Here is a 14,483-nt window from a genome sequence, read left to right as displayed (position 1 = left end):
CGGCTTTCACTGTCAGCTCTACTCGGCGAACACGTTCCGTAGTTGCTGTTCCTGCTCATGGCTGAGGTTGGTCGACACCAGTTCACCGGACTGACCGTCGAATGCCTCATGTACTCGGTCGATGATGGCGTCCGAGGTCAGTACGAACAGTGCCGATGTTCCGGGGGTGACATTCTTGCGGACGCCGGCTATGAATTCGTCGTCGATCCCCACATCTGTCAAAGACCCCGCGAGCGCGCCGATCCCGGCTCCGAGCGCAGCTCCGAGCAGCGGGATGAAGAAGAGCAACCCGAATAGCAGTCCCCAGAATGCGCCTCCGAGTGCGCCGGCACCGGTGACGTTGTTGAGCTGGCGAGTCTTGGGCTTATTTGCCCCTTCGGGCCACGACACAAGCGCTGCGTCGCGAACCTTGATCAGTTCCTGTCTCTGAAGGTCTTCGAGTGTGGTGATCGCGGTATCCGCGCCCGAGGGCGTCGGGAACTTCCACACCGTCAAGGTTGCACTCATTCATTTACTCCTTTATCTGCCGAGATTTTCCCCGAAGTTGACGGTAGAGATGCGGTTCCGGTGAGCGGTGTCTTGCGTTTCGATACCGATCCATCCTCGATTTCGACTCTCCCGAACACATCACCCGGCACGGATGATCCGGTGCCCAGTGAGGAATCAGGATCGCAGCGGCACACTCCAGTACCTGGCTCGGTTTCCGATGCGACCGTTGTACTGGTGGGGTCAGATTCGTTCAGCAGAACGTCGGCCCAGCGGGTCGAGGGGTCGATGTCGACCAGGAACGCTTTGGCCATCAATGTCAACGGGATTGCGAGAATTGCGCCCAGTGGGCCGAGGACCCATGACCAGAAGACCAGCGACAGGAATGTCAACGTGACCGAGAGTCCGACTGCGTCGCCGACGAATTTGGGTTGGATCACCGATTGGATGATCACGTTCACAACACTGTAGAGAACGATGACCGTCAGCATCGGACCGACACCGCCGTCGAGGAGGGCAAGTAGCGCGGGTGGGACGAGGCCGAGGACAAATCCGATGTTCGGGATGTAGTTCGTGATGAAGGAGAGCACGCCCCACAGGATGGGGAGTGGTATCCCGAGCGCCCACAGAAGCCCAGTATCGAGTACGGCGACAATAGCGCCGAAAACTGTTGATACGACAAGATATTTTCGTGTTCCCGACGAGAACGACGTGAACGCTCCGGCGATGTCCGGGCGCGATCTCACGAGCACCTGCATCCGCTGCGAGTAACCGCTGCCGTCGATCGCCATGAACAGCAGCAACACGACAAGAAACACAAGATTCGACAGCAGTCCGAGCGTATCTTCCAAAAGCCCTGTCAGCACACGGGTGATAGCTCCCGAATCCACCGAGGACAGCATGTTGTGAATCTGATCCGACCCGATCCCCAGATTGACGAGCCGGCTTTTGGCGTCCGCGAGAAGTTGATCGAACTGCTCCTCGTAGGCAGGGAGCAGTGTTCCCAATCTCGCGACGGAATAGATGAGAAAGAAGACCAGAGTGTTGAGAATGGTGTACACCGCAACCAGAGCAGTAAGGGTCGCAAGCCATCGGGGTAATCCCTTCCGCTGCAGCCAATCAGGTACGGGATGAACGGCGACGGTCAGCATCAGGGCCAGAAAGACCGGCCCGAGGATACTGGAGAATGCTTTTGTACCTGCGACAGTGACAACTAGTCCGGTCAGCCCGAGCAACACGATGAGGCCGCGCGGCAACAACCACTGTGATGGGACTGGCGCACCTTCGGCCGATTCGAGTTCTTGCGTCATGGTCTCCTCCGAACGAATCGCGATGGTGTCCGGAAAAGAATTGCACCGGAAGTTGTTTGCTGTCATCACCCGGAATAGATGAGCGCTCATCCTTTCGGGGTGATGCCAGAAGACCGGATTCTTCCGATACTGATCGCACCACGATGTTGCGCAGAAGGAGACATCATGACAAGTGCAGAGACATCTCCAGCCAACCATGCTGTCCGGCAAGGCTTTGCGATCGTTACTACGGCGGCGACTTCACTTTTGTTCGTTGCGGCCATCGGCGAAGCGATCTAGAACGATCTCGGCATTTTCGGGTGGAAACCGTGGGCGAAGAATCCTCGAACACCGAAGACTTTGATGATGATTCAGACTTTGACGATGATTCAGACTTTGACGATGATTCAGCGGAACGTAGGTACGAACTAGGCGAACCAGCACTTATCCTCGACGGCCGAGTATTTTACTCGGTAATCTTTGTTGCCGCCCTGGCAACACTTGCGGCTGTCGGAATGCTCGGTGGATTCAGTGTTTGAGAATGATGCAGCCCGATAGCTACTTGCAGTGCCGATCGAGCTGACCGAACAGCGGACTACATGTCCCGTTTCGGTGGTCTTCACACATTAAAATCCGGTGTGAATAAATCGTTGACCCACGTAGGGGGCGCCGACATATGGTGTCGGCACTGCCTACAAAGGTACTGCCTTCGACGGTATTACCAGCCAAGGTACTGCCTTCCACGTTTGGAGTCCCACGTGTTCTCGTCCTGTCGCTGTTGTCGCTGAACCGACAACCACCCGCATCTGCCTCCGCAGAGCACATCGTACGACGCTGCGTGAACTTCACCCGTCGAGCGCTCTCTGCAGGACATGACGTTTCGGTATAGCCGAGGGCCGATGTAGCCGATCACGGCACAAATCATCTTCTACAGGAAGCACCTTCATGATTCGCCCCCGTTTCGCGCGCTCTGTCGCCGCGGCCCTCGCACTTGTCTCTCTAGTCGGCCTCGCCGTCGCATGCTCAGGTTCCTCCGACGAAGTGGTCAAGACCGCTGACGGTAAGACCGTCCTTCGCTACGAGGGGAGTGCAGGTCAGGTATTGTTCCCGGAACTTGCCGCCGACCTCGGGTATTTCAACGACGTGCAACTCGACTGGATCGGCGACACCACCAGTGGTCCGCAGAGTATCCAGAATGCAGCCACCGGTCAGACCGACTTCGGCGGAGCCTTCAACGGAGCCATCGTGAAGTTGGCTGCTGCCGGATCTCCGATCACTTCGGTCATCGGTTACTACGGCTCGGACAAGCAGAGTTTCAATGGGTACTACGTACTTGACGGTAGTCCGATCACATCGGCAAAGGACCTGATCGGCAAGAAGGTCGGAATGAACACCCTCGGGGCGCACCACGAGTTTGTCGTCCGTGAATGGCTTGCGCGGGAAGGTCTTACGCCGGACGAGATCAACCAGGTGGAACTGATCGTTGTTCCGCCGGTCAACACGGAACAGGCACTACGCCAGGGTCAGATCGACGTCGCAACCCTCGGATCGGTCTTCCGAGATTCGGCTCTCGAACGTGGAGGTCTGCGTGAGCTTTTCACGGACGAATCGCTGTTCGGATCGTTCACCTACGGCACGTTGGTATTCCGCGACGACTACATCGCGCAGAACAAAGATGCAGTCGCTGACTTCGTGCAGGGAACAGCACGCGCCATTCGTTGGACGCAGACGCACTCGCGCGATGAAGTAGTCGCCAAATTTACCTCGATCATCAACTCTCGGGGACGCAACGAAGACACGAAGCTGATCAGCTACTGGAAGAGCCCGGGAGTCGCCGGACCCGGTGGAGTGATTGAGGACGTCGAGATCAGTACCTGGATCGACTGGTTGACCCGCAACGGTGAATTGGAGGAAGGGAAACTGACTCCGGCGGACATCTATACCAACACATTCAACCCGTACGCCAACGGGACGTACACACCCGAAAGTGGCGCTGACGGACAGGCATTGGAGGTCGGAAAATGAGCACTCAACCGAAACTTCGGCTAGAGGACGTCACCAAGGAATTCGACATTCGCGGGACGAGTGAAAAATTCACGGCGGTCGAGGGCATCAACATCGACGTGGCACCGGGCGAGTTTCTGGTCCTCGTCGGCCCCAGCGGCTGCGGCAAGTCCACTCTGCTCGATCTGCTCGGCGGGCTCAGTTCTCCGACATCAGGCCGAATCCTTTTGGACGGCAAGCAGATCACCGGTCCGGGGCTGGATCGCGGAATTGTCTTCCAACAGTATGCTCTGCTGCCGTGGCGCACTGCTCGTCACAACATCGAGTTCGGATTGGAGGCCAAGGGCGTCAAGAAGAGCACACGACGCGAACTTGCCGATCATTACCTCGAGTTGGTCGGCTTGGAGGGCTTCGCCGATCGGTACCCCCACGAGCTGTCCGGCGGTATGAAGCAGCGGGTCGCCATCGCTCGCAGCCTTGCCTTCGACCCGGAAGTGTTGCTGATGGACGAGCCGTTTGCGGCATTGGACGCACAGACGAGGGAATCGTTGCAGGGCGAGTTGCTCCGGATCTGGAAAGCGACAGGCAAGACGATTCTGTTCATCACTCACGGTATCGACGAGGCCATCTATCTCGGACAACGCGTGGCCGTCTTGACGTCCCGGCCTGGCCGGGTGAAGACGATCGTCGATATCGACATCGATCGGACCGCCGCGGATGTGCGCTCCGGTGAGCAATTCCGCGATTTCCGGCACCAGATCTGGACCCTTCTGCACGGTGAAGTGGAACGTGCGCGGACCGATGAGCTCGATCCGACGAAGGAGGCCGCGAATGTCTAGCGCACTGGCAATCCCGGAATTGGTTACCGCGCCGGAACCGACATCAGAGCGGAGGGTCGGCTCTGTGACCCGAAAGTCGGCCGATCAGGTCGGCGCCGCAGCACGTTACGTGCGATCGACGGCATGGCGCATCACAAAGCCTTCGATTGCCATTGCTGTGCTACTCGGAATCTGGGAATTAGCACCACGCTTCGGGTTGGTGGACAGGGTTTTTCTCCCACCGTTCAGTGAAGTGGTGTCGGCGTTCTTCACTCTGGTCGGTAACGGCCAACTGCAAGAACACGTCACCGCAAGCTTGTCTCGTGCCTTGACCGGATTTTTTGTGGCAGTAGTGGTCGCGGTTCCGTTGGGTATCGCGATTGCGTGGTACCGCCCCGTTTCGGACTTCCTCAACCCGATCCTCGAACTGTTCCGCAACACAGCGGCTTTGGCGCTACTGCCCGTATTCGTGCTGATACTCGGAATCGGTGAAGAGTCGAAGATCGCGCTGGTGATCTATGCCTGCACCTTCCCGATCCTGCTCAATACGATCTCCGGAGTGCGCAGTGTTGATCCTTTGCTCGTCAAATCCGCTGTATCACTCGGGTTTTCCCCGATCAGGCTGTTCCAGAAGGTTGTCCTCCCGGCCGCGGTTCCTACGATCTTCACCGGGATTCGGATGTCGGCCGCGTCGTCGATCCTCGTGCTGATTGCAGCCGAGATGGTCGGAGCCAAAGCTGGTCTCGGATATCTGATCACCGCTTCCCAGTTGAATTTCCAGATTCCCAACATGTATGCGGGCATCATCGCAATCTCCTTGCTCGGTCTTAGTCTCAACGGTGTCCTGGTGCTGATCGAACGCCGGCTCTCACGCTGGCGTCCCGCCACCTGATACTCACTCATCGGAAGGAACGTTCTTTTATCATGTCCGAACGACAGTTTCACCTGAACGCATTTCTCATGGGCGTCGGCCACCACGAAGCAGCGTGGCGTCATCCGAATACTGATGCGGCTAACTTGTTGGATGTCAAGCATTTCCAGAATCTGGGCCGCATCGCGGAACGCGGGAAGCTCGACTCGGTGTTCTTTGCCGACGGTTTGGCCGTCGGTCCGCGCGTCAAGCACAATACCCAGGCGATTTTCGAGCCGGTCACCTTGCTGTCGGCGATAGCGGCAGCGACAGACAAGGTTGGCCTGATCGCCACGGCTTCGACCAGTTACGGCGATCCGTACACTCTCGCGCGGAAGTTCGCTTCGCTCGATCACATCAGCGGTGGCCGCGGCGGGTGGAACATCGTGACGTCGGCCGGCGCCGATGAAGCCGCAAACTTCGGACTGGGTGCAGTGCCGGCGCACAGTGACCGTTACGAGCGGGCCGAAGAGTTTGTCGATGTGACGCTTGACCTCTGGGACAGCTGGGAAGAGGGCGCAATCCTCCTGGACGAGGAGACCGGCGTGTTTGCCGACCCGGACCGAGTACACCGCATCGACCACGACGGTCCACGATTCTCGGTGGCCGGGCCGCTCAATTCGCCGCGATCGCCGCAGGGCCGGCCACTACTGGTGCAAGCTGGATCCTCCGAAAGTGGTAAAGATTTCGCGGCGCGATATGCCGAAGCCGTCTTCACTGCGCAGCGAACACTCGAACAGGGCCAAGACTTCTACTCCGACCTCAAATCCCGATTGATCAGGTACGGCCGCAACCCGGACGACCTCAAAGTGCTGCCGGGAATCGTTCCCTTCATCGCAGACACGGAAGACGAAGCAAAAGCGCTCGAGCAGTCGTTCACCGATCTGATCTCGCCGGAGTACTCGTTGCGTCAACTCTCGAACATGGTGGGCGTCGACCTCACGGAGCACTCGCTCGACGCACCTCTTCCGCCGTTGCCCGATCTTGATCACATCCAGGGCAACAAGAGCCGATACCAATTGGTCAAGGACTTGGCTGAGACCGAAAAGCTCACGGTCCGTGAGCTGATCGGCAAACTTGGCGGTGGGCGGGGACACCGCACTTTTGCCGGGACGGCGGAGCAGGTTGCCGACGAGTTGACGGAATGGTTCGACAAAGGTGCAGCCGACGGTTTCAATATCATGCCGCCGTACCTGCCGGGTGGGCTCGAGATATTTGTCGATCGGGTTGTGCCGATTCTGCAGTCCCGGAGGCTTTTCCGTACGGAGTACACCGAATCCACGTTGCGTGGCCACTACGGGCTTGCGGAGTCGGTCGGTAAGCGCTCGCGGGCTACGGTGGCCGTAGAAGTGAGCGCGTGACGGAAACAGTTCCCCGAGCGCAGCCAGGAGTAGGCGCGCTGAAGCCGTTGGTGACAACGGTTTTTGTCCCGGCTGCGATTTTCGGAATCGGCCAGGGCGCGGCGGCGCCGATCATGGCTGTGACCGCCCGGGACCTCGGGGCGTCGATCACCGTTGCGGGACTGATCGTTGCGCTCGGCGGATTGGGCGCTGTTCTCGGTGATCTACCGGCCGGCCGGATAGTCTCGCGTTTCGGCGAGCGTCGGTCCATCATCGGCGGAAGTGCTCTCGGTGCAACAGGAGTGGTGATCTGCCTGTTCGCCGCGACTCCCTGGGTACTGGGAATCGGAGCCCTGCTGACCGGACTGGCAAATGCGGTGTGGGGCCTGGCTCGGCAGAGTTACCTCGCTGAGACGGTTCCGCTGAGCTTGCGAGCCCGGGCGATGTCGTCGTTCGCGGCGATGTGGCGTCTGGGATTCTTTCTCGGACCACTGATCGGCGCCGGGGTGATTCTGATGATGGGCACCCGCGGCGGTTTCCTGGTTCAGTTGGTCGGTGTTGTACTCGCCGGGGCTCTGATGGCACGCGTTTCCGATCCACCGCGCACGGTCGACGCGAGCGGCGGCGCACACCGACTCGTCACGTTGACCGACATTCTCGGTCGACATCGCGCACCGCTGTCGACACTGGGCATCGGATCTGTCCTGATGGGCGCCGCTCGGGCGTCGAGGGAAGCGGTACTTCCACTGTGGGCATTGCATCTCGGGTTGGACGCTGCCCAGGTCAGTGTGATCTTCGGTGTGGGCGCGGCAGTGGATCTCCTGTGCTCGTATCCGGCCGGGCACATCATGGACCGCTACGGCAGAAGATTGGTGGCGGTCCCGTCGCTCACTGTGATCGGAGTGTCGTATCTTCTGCTGCCGCTGTCGACAGGAGCATTGGGATTGACCGCGGTTGCCGTTGTCATGGGCATCGGCAACGGGTTGGGCAACGGAGTCATCATGACGTTGGGTGCGGATATCGCTCCACCGGACGAGCGGGCCGAGTTTCTCGCAGCCTGGCGCCTGACCCATGACACGGGGATGTTCGGTGGACCTCTTGCGATTGGTGTGCTTGCTGCTGCAGTTCCACTCGGTTGGGCCTTTGCGGTTCTGGGAGCGACGTCCTTTGCCGGCGCAGCGGTGATGCATCGATATATTCCGCGCTATTCGCCGTCCGTGGCGGCGCAGGCGGATCGCGGACGGTCTGGGTAGGCTCGCATGATGCGATTCGGACTCTTTGTTCCTCAAGGCTGGCGCCTGGACCTGGTTGGCATCGACCCTGCACAGCAGTGGGAGGTGATGCGTGACTTCACGTTGCGGGCGGAAGCGGGACCGTGGGAGTCGGCGTGGGTGTACGACCACTTTCATACGGTTCCTGCGCCGACGGAGGAAGCAACGCACGAGGCATGGACCCTCATGTCGGCCCTTGCCGCGTCGACGTCGAGTATCCGGTTGGGCCAGATGTGTACCGCCATCAGCTACCGCAACCCGGCCTATCTCGCAAAAATTGCGGCCACCACCGACCTGATCAGTGGAGGTCGTGTCGAAATGGGTATCGGCGCCGGCTGGTACGAGCAGGAATGGCGCGCCTACGGCTACGGTTTCCCTTCTGCCGGTGAGCGACTCGGCCGTCTCGACGAGGGAATCCAGATCATGCGACAGTCGTGGTCGACCGGCAGCGCGACGCTGGATGGCAAGTACTACCAGGTCGACGGCGCTATCTGTCGACCACTTCCACTTCAGGACAAGGGAATCCCGTTGTGGATCGCGGGCGGCGGCGAGAAGGTCACCCTGAAGATTGCGGCAAAATACGCGCAGTACACCAACTTCGACGGCACACCCGAAGGATTCGGGCGCAAGTCCGAGATCTTGAAGAAGCACTGCGATACGGTGGGCACCGACTTCGACGCCATCGTCCGCTCCGCAAACTACAACGTTGCCATCGGATCGACGGAAGCCGAAGTGGCCGAGCGGCTTCGGGTAGTCAAAGACCGGCTGACGCCTCTGGTGGGCGAAGCTGCTGCCGAAGCGTCGCTGGACGCGTTCCGCGGTATGCCCGCAGTCGGAACTCCGGAACAGATCATCGAAAACCTGTCAGCTCTCAAGTCACAGGGGCTTGAATACGGGATCTTCTACTTCCCCGAAGCTGCGTACGACACCTCGGGCATCGAGTTGTTCGAACGTGAGGTATTGCCGGCACTGCGCTAGAGCAGTTGCCTCAGCGGCAGTTGCTAGCGCAGGTTGTCGGGCAGGTCAGCCGGCTCGATCATGACGCGGCGTTCCGGGTGGGTGCGAACTTCCTTCGAGTCAGCGAGGCGACTCTGAAGGAAGTTCCACTCACTTGCACTGATCGCTGCGGTGGCGCGGGCCAGGACTCGGGCGTCCTTGGTGCCCCATTCGATGGGCATCGGGTTGACCATCTGCCAGACGTCGTCCTTGCTGCGTGTGGAGCGGTCCGACCGCAGGGCGACCGACGGAACACGATCGCCGACCTTCCAATGAGGGTTGAGTCGGACGTTTCGGCTGACCAACGCGTATCGCGGTCCTTGCGTCGACGGCTTCGCGACGTCGATCAACGCGGTCAGTGTCGCGGCGCGAGGGTGAATCTCGGAGACGATCGTGGGGACCAACGGGTTTTCGCTGTACAACTTTTCGATGCTTCCCACCTTGCGCGGCGCCCATATGGCCACACCCAGCGAGCTGATCGCACCGACAGCGAGAACAGCGCCGGCGATGGTGGACCACACCGCACCCATGCTGATGAGCCAGGCGGCAAGCGCGGCGAGGATGAGGGCGAAGATCACGGCAGAAACCTGCAGACGACGGACATCGGCCAACGTGTCGTTGACGGACTTCGCGTGAGCCTTGTCGACGGTGAACTGGAAATCAGCCACTGGTGTGTTCCTTCGCAGGTGGCGGGCGGGTGTACTCGGTCGAGGGCTCCTGAAAACTCCAGGAGCCACTCCACCAGGGTAGCTACTTCCGCGCGCGCTCCCACATCTGCAGGTAGGCCTCCGCGCCGCGGCTCATGTCGTCGATAATCTGATCTCCATCCGGCCCTGCGGCAATACGCATGTCCGCAATCCAATCGGGGATCATTCCGTACTGAGCCACACCGTCGACGTTGATGTCGAAGACGCGGTCACCGGCGCGCTGCTTGTCCATGACTGTGCCGTCGAAGGCGGTGTACGGGTACTGCAAAGGATTGGCGTCGGCATCACTGCGCGGCGCGGCCTGGGGACCGAATCCGTTGGTGTCGGCGCCGTAGCCGAATCCGAAGTAGTAGTTTTCGCTTCGCATCTCCCTGGCTTCGCGCCACTGGTCGATGAATCCGGTCTCGCCGTGCTTACCGTCGGAAGCATCGAGTGTGCCCGCGTACAGCGCAACAAATCCACCGAGTGCATAGATCCGCCGGTAGAAGCTTTCGTCGCTCCAACTGTGGCTCGACACAACGCCGGAGTACTGGGCGGTTTCGAGGATACCGAGTGTCGCGTCCGCTGCCTTGACGCTCATGTGGTCGATGTCGATGATCATGCCTCGATCCATCAACCCACGGATGGTGTGCTCACCGAGAGCGCTCAATCCACGTGAATTACATTGCGCACCGGCCGGATACACCGGAAGCGACACGCCGGGTGGGAGTACGGCGAGGAGATTCTGGGCACCGTCGACCTTGGTGGGCAGCTCGTTGTCCTCGGCGACGCCGGTGCACGGTTCGGACTGCCAGAACTCACCGGTACCCAGGTAGTTACCGATGTTGACGGCCACCCCGGTGATGCCGCCGTCGAAACGCGTGCCACCTAAGGCATTGTCGAACTTGTGCGTGACGATCATCTGCCGGACACCCAGATCGTAGAGTTCGTCCAGACCGCGATCGATGTCTTCGGTCGTGCACTGCGGCACATTGTTTCGCAGTGTGCACCCGAAGGGTTCCGACACCTCGATACCCAGCGTGACGGCCAGTTTTCCGTCGGCCGCCACCTGCCGGGCTTCGGCCGGAGAGCTTACGATCCGGAACCAGCCACGGCCAGGGCCGCCGTATTGTGCGTCGACGTAATCCTGGATCTCATGAGTCTGCTTGGCCTGGATCCGGATCGTCTCCATTTCGTCGCACGGATTGCGTTTGGTCGGATACAGCTCGCACAGAACACGATTGGCAACAAGAAGGTTGGTGAAGATGCGCAAACCGCCGCGCCACGCGCGTTCCACCCACGTGTAGTAGGTCTGCTCGTGAGTCAGGGAATCGTGAGCCGGCCAATCGGGGAAAGTGGGCCACCCGGCGGTGTTGTGGGTTGCGAAGGGATCACCGAAGGAGAGAACGTTTTCGAGCAGCGCGGGCATGCCGTTGGGTTGATGGTCCGGGCAGTCGACCAGCGCGGCGGTGACGCCTTGGGGATCAAAAGGCTTACCGCAGTGCAGATTTCCGCCCATGAACTCGGACGCGTTCATATGCACGTGCGTGTCGATGAATCCGGTGACCTCGCCGCCCGGGCCTATCTCCGACGGCGTACCAGTAGCGTTCACTTCGGCTTCCGGGAAATCGGCGCATCCGGTGCGGGGGATCAGGGCAAAGGAGGCGGCTTCCGGTGCGCCGCCGGGTTCGGTCAGCGACAGGGTGGAATCGTGGCTGACCAACGCTCGACCGTTTGTGGTTGCAGTGAGAACAAATGTGTCGCCGCTCGACATCACTGTCCAGTCCGTCGACGGGGTCGCGATTGGCGTTGCCACGACGCCGCCGGCGCCGTCATGGGCAAGCATCGATCCGTCGGTGCCGTAGAACATGAACCGGCCGAGTTGCGCCGCATGGAGCCTGAATGATTCGGCGTCGTCGACGGTTGTTCCGCCGCTGCGGTAGCCGCTTCCGTCCCGGTTCACGAACGCACTGTCGGCACCCTGTAGTGCGTAGCAGCCGTTCGCAAGCTGATACACCGTTGTACCTGGGGCGACCGGAGTCGCCGAACTGACGCCGGTGGTGGCAACCACTCCGATTGCCGACAGCAGCGACGCTGTCAGAAGCGCAACTGCGGCGCCGAGACGACCGCGTGAACGTGTAACCGAGCGCAACATGCGCGACTCCCCGATAGGCACAAGTGTGACAGGGAGCACGCTATCGCGATATGGACGTCCGTCCAGCTAATTAGTGAAACTTGTTATAGAAATGTGTTCAACCGATGGCTGGGCCCAACAGGTCGTCCGCGTCGGTGATTCGATACGCGTAGCCCTGTTCGGCGAGGAACCGCTGACGGTGTGCCGCGTACTCGGCATCGAGCGTGTCGCGGGAAACCACCGAATAGAAGTGCGCCTGACCGCCGTCGTGCTTGGGTCGCAGGAGGCGCCCGAGTCGCTGAGCTTCTTCCTGCCTCGATCCGAAGGTTCCCGAAACCTGAACGGCGACAGACGCCTCCGGAAGGTCGATCGAGAAGTTCGCGACCTTGCTCACCACCAGCGTCTGGATCTCGCCGTTACGGAACTGATCGAACAGGATCTCGCGTTCCTTGTTCTTGGTCGATCCCTTGATCACCGGTGCGTTCAGGGCTTCACCGAGTTCGTCGAGCTGATCGAGATACGCACCGATCACCAAGGTCGGCGAATTCGGATGCTTGGCCAGAATCGACTTCACGACAGCAATTTTGGTGTGCGCCGTCGAGCACAGTTTGTAGCGCTCCTCCGGTTCCGCCACCGCGTAGGACATGCGTTCGGCGTCCGTCATCGTCACTCGCACCTCGACGCAATCGGCCGGCGCGATCCAACCCTGCGCCTCGATGTCCTTCCACGGAGCGTCGTAACGCTTGGGGCCGATGAGCGAGAATACGTCGCCCTCGCGGCCGTCCTCGCGGACCAATGTTGCTGTGAGGCCGAGGCGACGACGCGACTGAAGATCGGCAGTCATGCGGAACACCGGCGCGGGCAGCAGATGAACCTCGTCGTAGATCACCAAGCCCCAGTCGCGAGAGTCGAATAGTTCGAGGTGCTTGTACTCACCCTTGGTACGACGCGTGATCACCTGATACGTCGCGATCGTGACGGGTCGAATTTCCTTGCGCTCACCGGAATATTCGCCGATTTCTTCCTCGGTCAACGACGTGCGGGCGATGAGCTCACGCTTCCACTGACGACCGGCAACGGTATTGGTGACGAGGATGAGTGTGGTGGCCTTGGCCTTTGCCATGGCTGCCGCGCCCACCATCGTCTTACCGGCGCCACACGGCAGCACGACGACGCCCGAGCCGCCGGCCCAGAACGAATCCGCCGCCATCTGCTGGTAGTCACGCAGTTCCCAATGGCCCTCTTCGAAAGCGAGATCGATCGGGTGCGCTTCGCCGTCTACGTAACCGGCGAGATCCTCGGCCGGCCAGCCGATCTTGAGTAGCATCTGCTTGAGGCGACCGCGCTCACTCGGGTGCACGATCACGGTGTCGTCGTCGACCTTCTCGCCGAGCATCGGTGAGATCTTCTTGTGCCGCATCACTTCGGTGAGCACTGCGCGGTCGAGGCTGACCAGGATGAGGCCGTGAACCGGACTCTTGACCAACTGCAAGCGTCCGTACCTGGCCATGGTGTCGACGATGTCGACCAGCAGGGGCTGCGGGACGGCGAACCGCGAGAACGAGACCAGTGCGTCGACTACCTGCTCGGCGTCGTGTCCGGCGGCACGGGCATTCCACAAGGCCAGGGGCGTGATGCGATACGTGTGGACGTGTTCGGGGGCCCGTTCGAGCTCGGCAAAGGGTGCGATTGCCTGTCTGGCATCGCCGGCGCGCTCGTGATCGACCTCCAACAGCAGCGTCTTGTCGGATTGGACGATCAACGGTCCGTCGGTCACGAAGTCCTCCTGGTGTAGCGAATGCGATGGTGCAGCCGTGTAGCGAATGCAGCAGTGTCGCGGCAACCCTGCCATTGTCCTGCCATCGCGGTGAATACGCCAAGTGACGGGCAATACACAACGCAAACAGGGGTGCCCACACTTGGGCACCCCTACGTCAACGTGGCACAGTTGACGGCTATTCCTGACCCCGTATTTCGGAGACGCGGAAACTTTTTATTTCTGCGCCACCGCAGACTTTCGCATTTCCATGACGTGAGTTATCGCTTCGGAAATTCCGGAGCGATAACCGATATTCTTTTCGCTGTCACCGGGAGTTGAATCAAGTTCTGATTCGAGTCTGGTTTGAATGCGATCAAGCGCATGGATTGTTCTTTTCACGGTGGGTCCTTTGTTTTACGAACGACCCGATAACAAAATTCCGGGTCGACGAGCGTGTTCGTCGAGGACGCAGACCGCGGCCAGTGTCATCCCGGCAACATATCCGCGGGACCGTGGATCTGTGCCTCTGCTACTGGACCTGAACTGGTCGAACGTCTCGTGAAGGTAGTCGAGTGCATCGGTCTCGGCTTGCATGATGAAAACTTCTCGAGAGAAGAACGAAAGTATTTTCCGTCAGCTCCGCTTTCTCTTGCGAATCAATTCCGAAGAATCCGCTGCTTTTTCACGCTTTTCTGCGCGGCGTTCCTTGATCGACTGGGCGGGCTTTTTCATGTTCTTACCCGGCGCCTTGTCAGCCATTGTCGCTCCTCATTTTTCGAAGTGGCAATCA

14 protein-coding genes are annotated in these 14,483 nt (G+C 60.0%); 7 read left to right on the top strand and 7 right to left on the bottom strand.

From position 1 onward, the window contains the following. Positions 1 to 18: 18 nt before the first annotated feature. Together KYT97_RS30230 and KYT97_RS30225 are read right to left on the bottom strand one after the other, a co-directional pair. On the bottom strand, positions 19 to 507 hold the full coding sequence (locus KYT97_RS30230; RefSeq protein ID WP_141486417.1) for a DUF1269 domain-containing protein: 489 nt from the start codon (positions 505 to 507) through the stop codon (positions 19 to 21). Further along, entirely contained in the window at positions 504 to 1,796 is a 1,293-nt protein-coding gene (locus tag KYT97_RS30225; protein ID WP_219111497.1) for an AI-2E family transporter, read from the bottom strand. The genes KYT97_RS30230 and KYT97_RS30225 overlap by 4 nt, the downstream gene beginning before the upstream one ends. 308 nt (positions 1,797 to 2,104) lie before the next feature. On the opposite strand from KYT97_RS30225, the gene KYT97_RS30220 reads away from it, so the two are divergent. The 7 genes from KYT97_RS30220 to KYT97_RS30190 all read left to right on the top strand — a co-directional run bounded on the left by KYT97_RS30220 (position 2,105) and on the right by KYT97_RS30190 (position 9,096). After that, on the top strand, positions 2,105 to 2,314 hold the full coding sequence (locus tag KYT97_RS30220) for a hypothetical protein (protein WP_219111496.1): 210 nt from the start codon (positions 2,105 to 2,107) through the stop codon (positions 2,312 to 2,314). 406 nt (positions 2,315 to 2,720) lie between these two features. Further along, complete coding sequence (locus KYT97_RS30215) at positions 2,721 to 3,800, top strand: ABC transporter substrate-binding protein (RefSeq protein WP_219111495.1); 1,080 nt, start codon at positions 2,721 to 2,723, stop codon at positions 3,798 to 3,800. Beyond that, positions 3,797 to 4,618, top strand: a complete 822-nt coding sequence (locus KYT97_RS30210; protein WP_172935735.1) for an ABC transporter ATP-binding protein — start codon at positions 3,797 to 3,799, stop codon at positions 4,616 to 4,618. Before KYT97_RS30215 ends, KYT97_RS30210 begins: the two co-directional genes overlap by 4 nt. Continuing rightward, entirely contained in the window at positions 4,611 to 5,489 is an 879-nt protein-coding gene (locus KYT97_RS30205) for an ABC transporter permease (RefSeq protein ID WP_033234079.1), read from the top strand. Before KYT97_RS30210 ends, KYT97_RS30205 begins: the two co-directional genes overlap by 8 nt. 32 nt (positions 5,490 to 5,521) lie before the next feature. Beyond that, positions 5,522 to 6,868, top strand: a complete 1,347-nt coding sequence (locus KYT97_RS30200) for an LLM class flavin-dependent oxidoreductase (RefSeq protein ID WP_219111494.1) — start codon at positions 5,522 to 5,524, stop codon at positions 6,866 to 6,868. Continuing rightward, positions 6,865 to 8,100, top strand: coding sequence for an MFS transporter (locus KYT97_RS30195; protein WP_172935734.1), 1,236 nt, complete (start codon positions 6,865 to 6,867; stop codon positions 8,098 to 8,100). Before KYT97_RS30200 ends, KYT97_RS30195 begins: the two co-directional genes overlap by 4 nt. A gap of 9 nt (positions 8,101 to 8,109) precedes the next feature. After that, positions 8,110 to 9,096, top strand: coding sequence for an LLM class F420-dependent oxidoreductase (locus tag KYT97_RS30190; RefSeq protein ID WP_219111493.1), 987 nt, complete (start codon positions 8,110 to 8,112; stop codon positions 9,094 to 9,096). 23 nt (positions 9,097 to 9,119) lie between these two features. Here KYT97_RS30190 and KYT97_RS30185 read toward each other — a convergent pair whose 3' ends face one another. The 5 genes from KYT97_RS30185 to KYT97_RS31145 form a co-directional block, all read right to left on the bottom strand. Next, positions 9,120 to 9,782, bottom strand: a complete 663-nt coding sequence (locus tag KYT97_RS30185) for a DUF3239 domain-containing protein (protein ID WP_219111492.1) — start codon at positions 9,780 to 9,782, stop codon at positions 9,120 to 9,122. An 82-nt stretch (positions 9,783 to 9,864) separates the two neighbouring features. Next, the gene (locus KYT97_RS30180; RefSeq protein WP_219113208.1) at positions 9,865 to 11,952 is read right to left on the bottom strand and encodes an amidohydrolase family protein; all 2,088 of its coding nucleotides are present in this window, start codon (positions 11,950 to 11,952) and stop codon (positions 9,865 to 9,867) included. 100 nt (positions 11,953 to 12,052) lie between these two features. Further along, positions 12,053 to 13,711 (bottom strand): DNA repair helicase XPB, encoded by a 1,659-nt coding sequence (locus tag KYT97_RS30175; RefSeq protein WP_033234083.1) that lies wholly within the window; start codon positions 13,709 to 13,711, stop codon positions 12,053 to 12,055. 216 nt (positions 13,712 to 13,927) lie between these two features. Then, positions 13,928 to 14,092, bottom strand: coding sequence for a hypothetical protein (locus KYT97_RS30170; protein WP_165826323.1), 165 nt, complete (start codon positions 14,090 to 14,092; stop codon positions 13,928 to 13,930). Between the two features lie 234 nt (positions 14,093 to 14,326). Next, positions 14,327 to 14,452 (bottom strand): hypothetical protein, encoded by a 126-nt coding sequence (locus KYT97_RS31145; RefSeq protein WP_254922770.1) that lies wholly within the window; start codon positions 14,450 to 14,452, stop codon positions 14,327 to 14,329. Positions 14,453 to 14,483 lie beyond the last annotated feature (31 nt).

This window comes from Rhodococcus globerulus (assembly GCF_019334125.1).
Lineage (GTDB): Bacteria > Actinomycetota > Actinomycetes > Mycobacteriales > Mycobacteriaceae > Rhodococcus_F > Rhodococcus_F globerula.
Note: the sequence above shows the minus strand (reverse complement) of the source record. Positions and strands in the feature narration are given on the sequence as shown.

Bases quoted from the DNA above. Each gene is read 5' to 3' on its own strand.
- KYT97_RS30230 (WP_141486417.1), bottom strand. From the start codon at position 507: ATGAGTGCAACCTTGACGGTGTGGAAGTTCCCGACGCCCTCGGGCGCG.
- KYT97_RS30225 (WP_219111497.1), bottom strand. From the start codon at position 1,796: ATGACGCAAGAACTCGAATCGGCCGAAGGTGCGCCAGTCCCATCACAG.
- KYT97_RS30215 (WP_219111495.1), top strand. From the start codon at position 2,721: ATGATTCGCCCCCGTTTCGCGCGCTCTGTCGCCGCGGCCCTCGCACTT.
- KYT97_RS30210 (WP_172935735.1), top strand. From the start codon at position 3,797: ATGAGCACTCAACCGAAACTTCGGCTAGAGGACGTCACCAAGGAATTC.
- KYT97_RS30205 (WP_033234079.1), top strand. From the start codon at position 4,611: ATGTCTAGCGCACTGGCAATCCCGGAATTGGTTACCGCGCCGGAACCG.
- KYT97_RS30200 (WP_219111494.1), top strand. From the start codon at position 5,522: ATGTCCGAACGACAGTTTCACCTGAACGCATTTCTCATGGGCGTCGGC.
- KYT97_RS30190 (WP_219111493.1), top strand. From the start codon at position 8,110: ATGCGATTCGGACTCTTTGTTCCTCAAGGCTGGCGCCTGGACCTGGTT.
- KYT97_RS31145 (WP_254922770.1), bottom strand. From the start codon at position 14,452: ATGGCTGACAAGGCGCCGGGTAAGAACATGAAAAAGCCCGCCCAGTCG.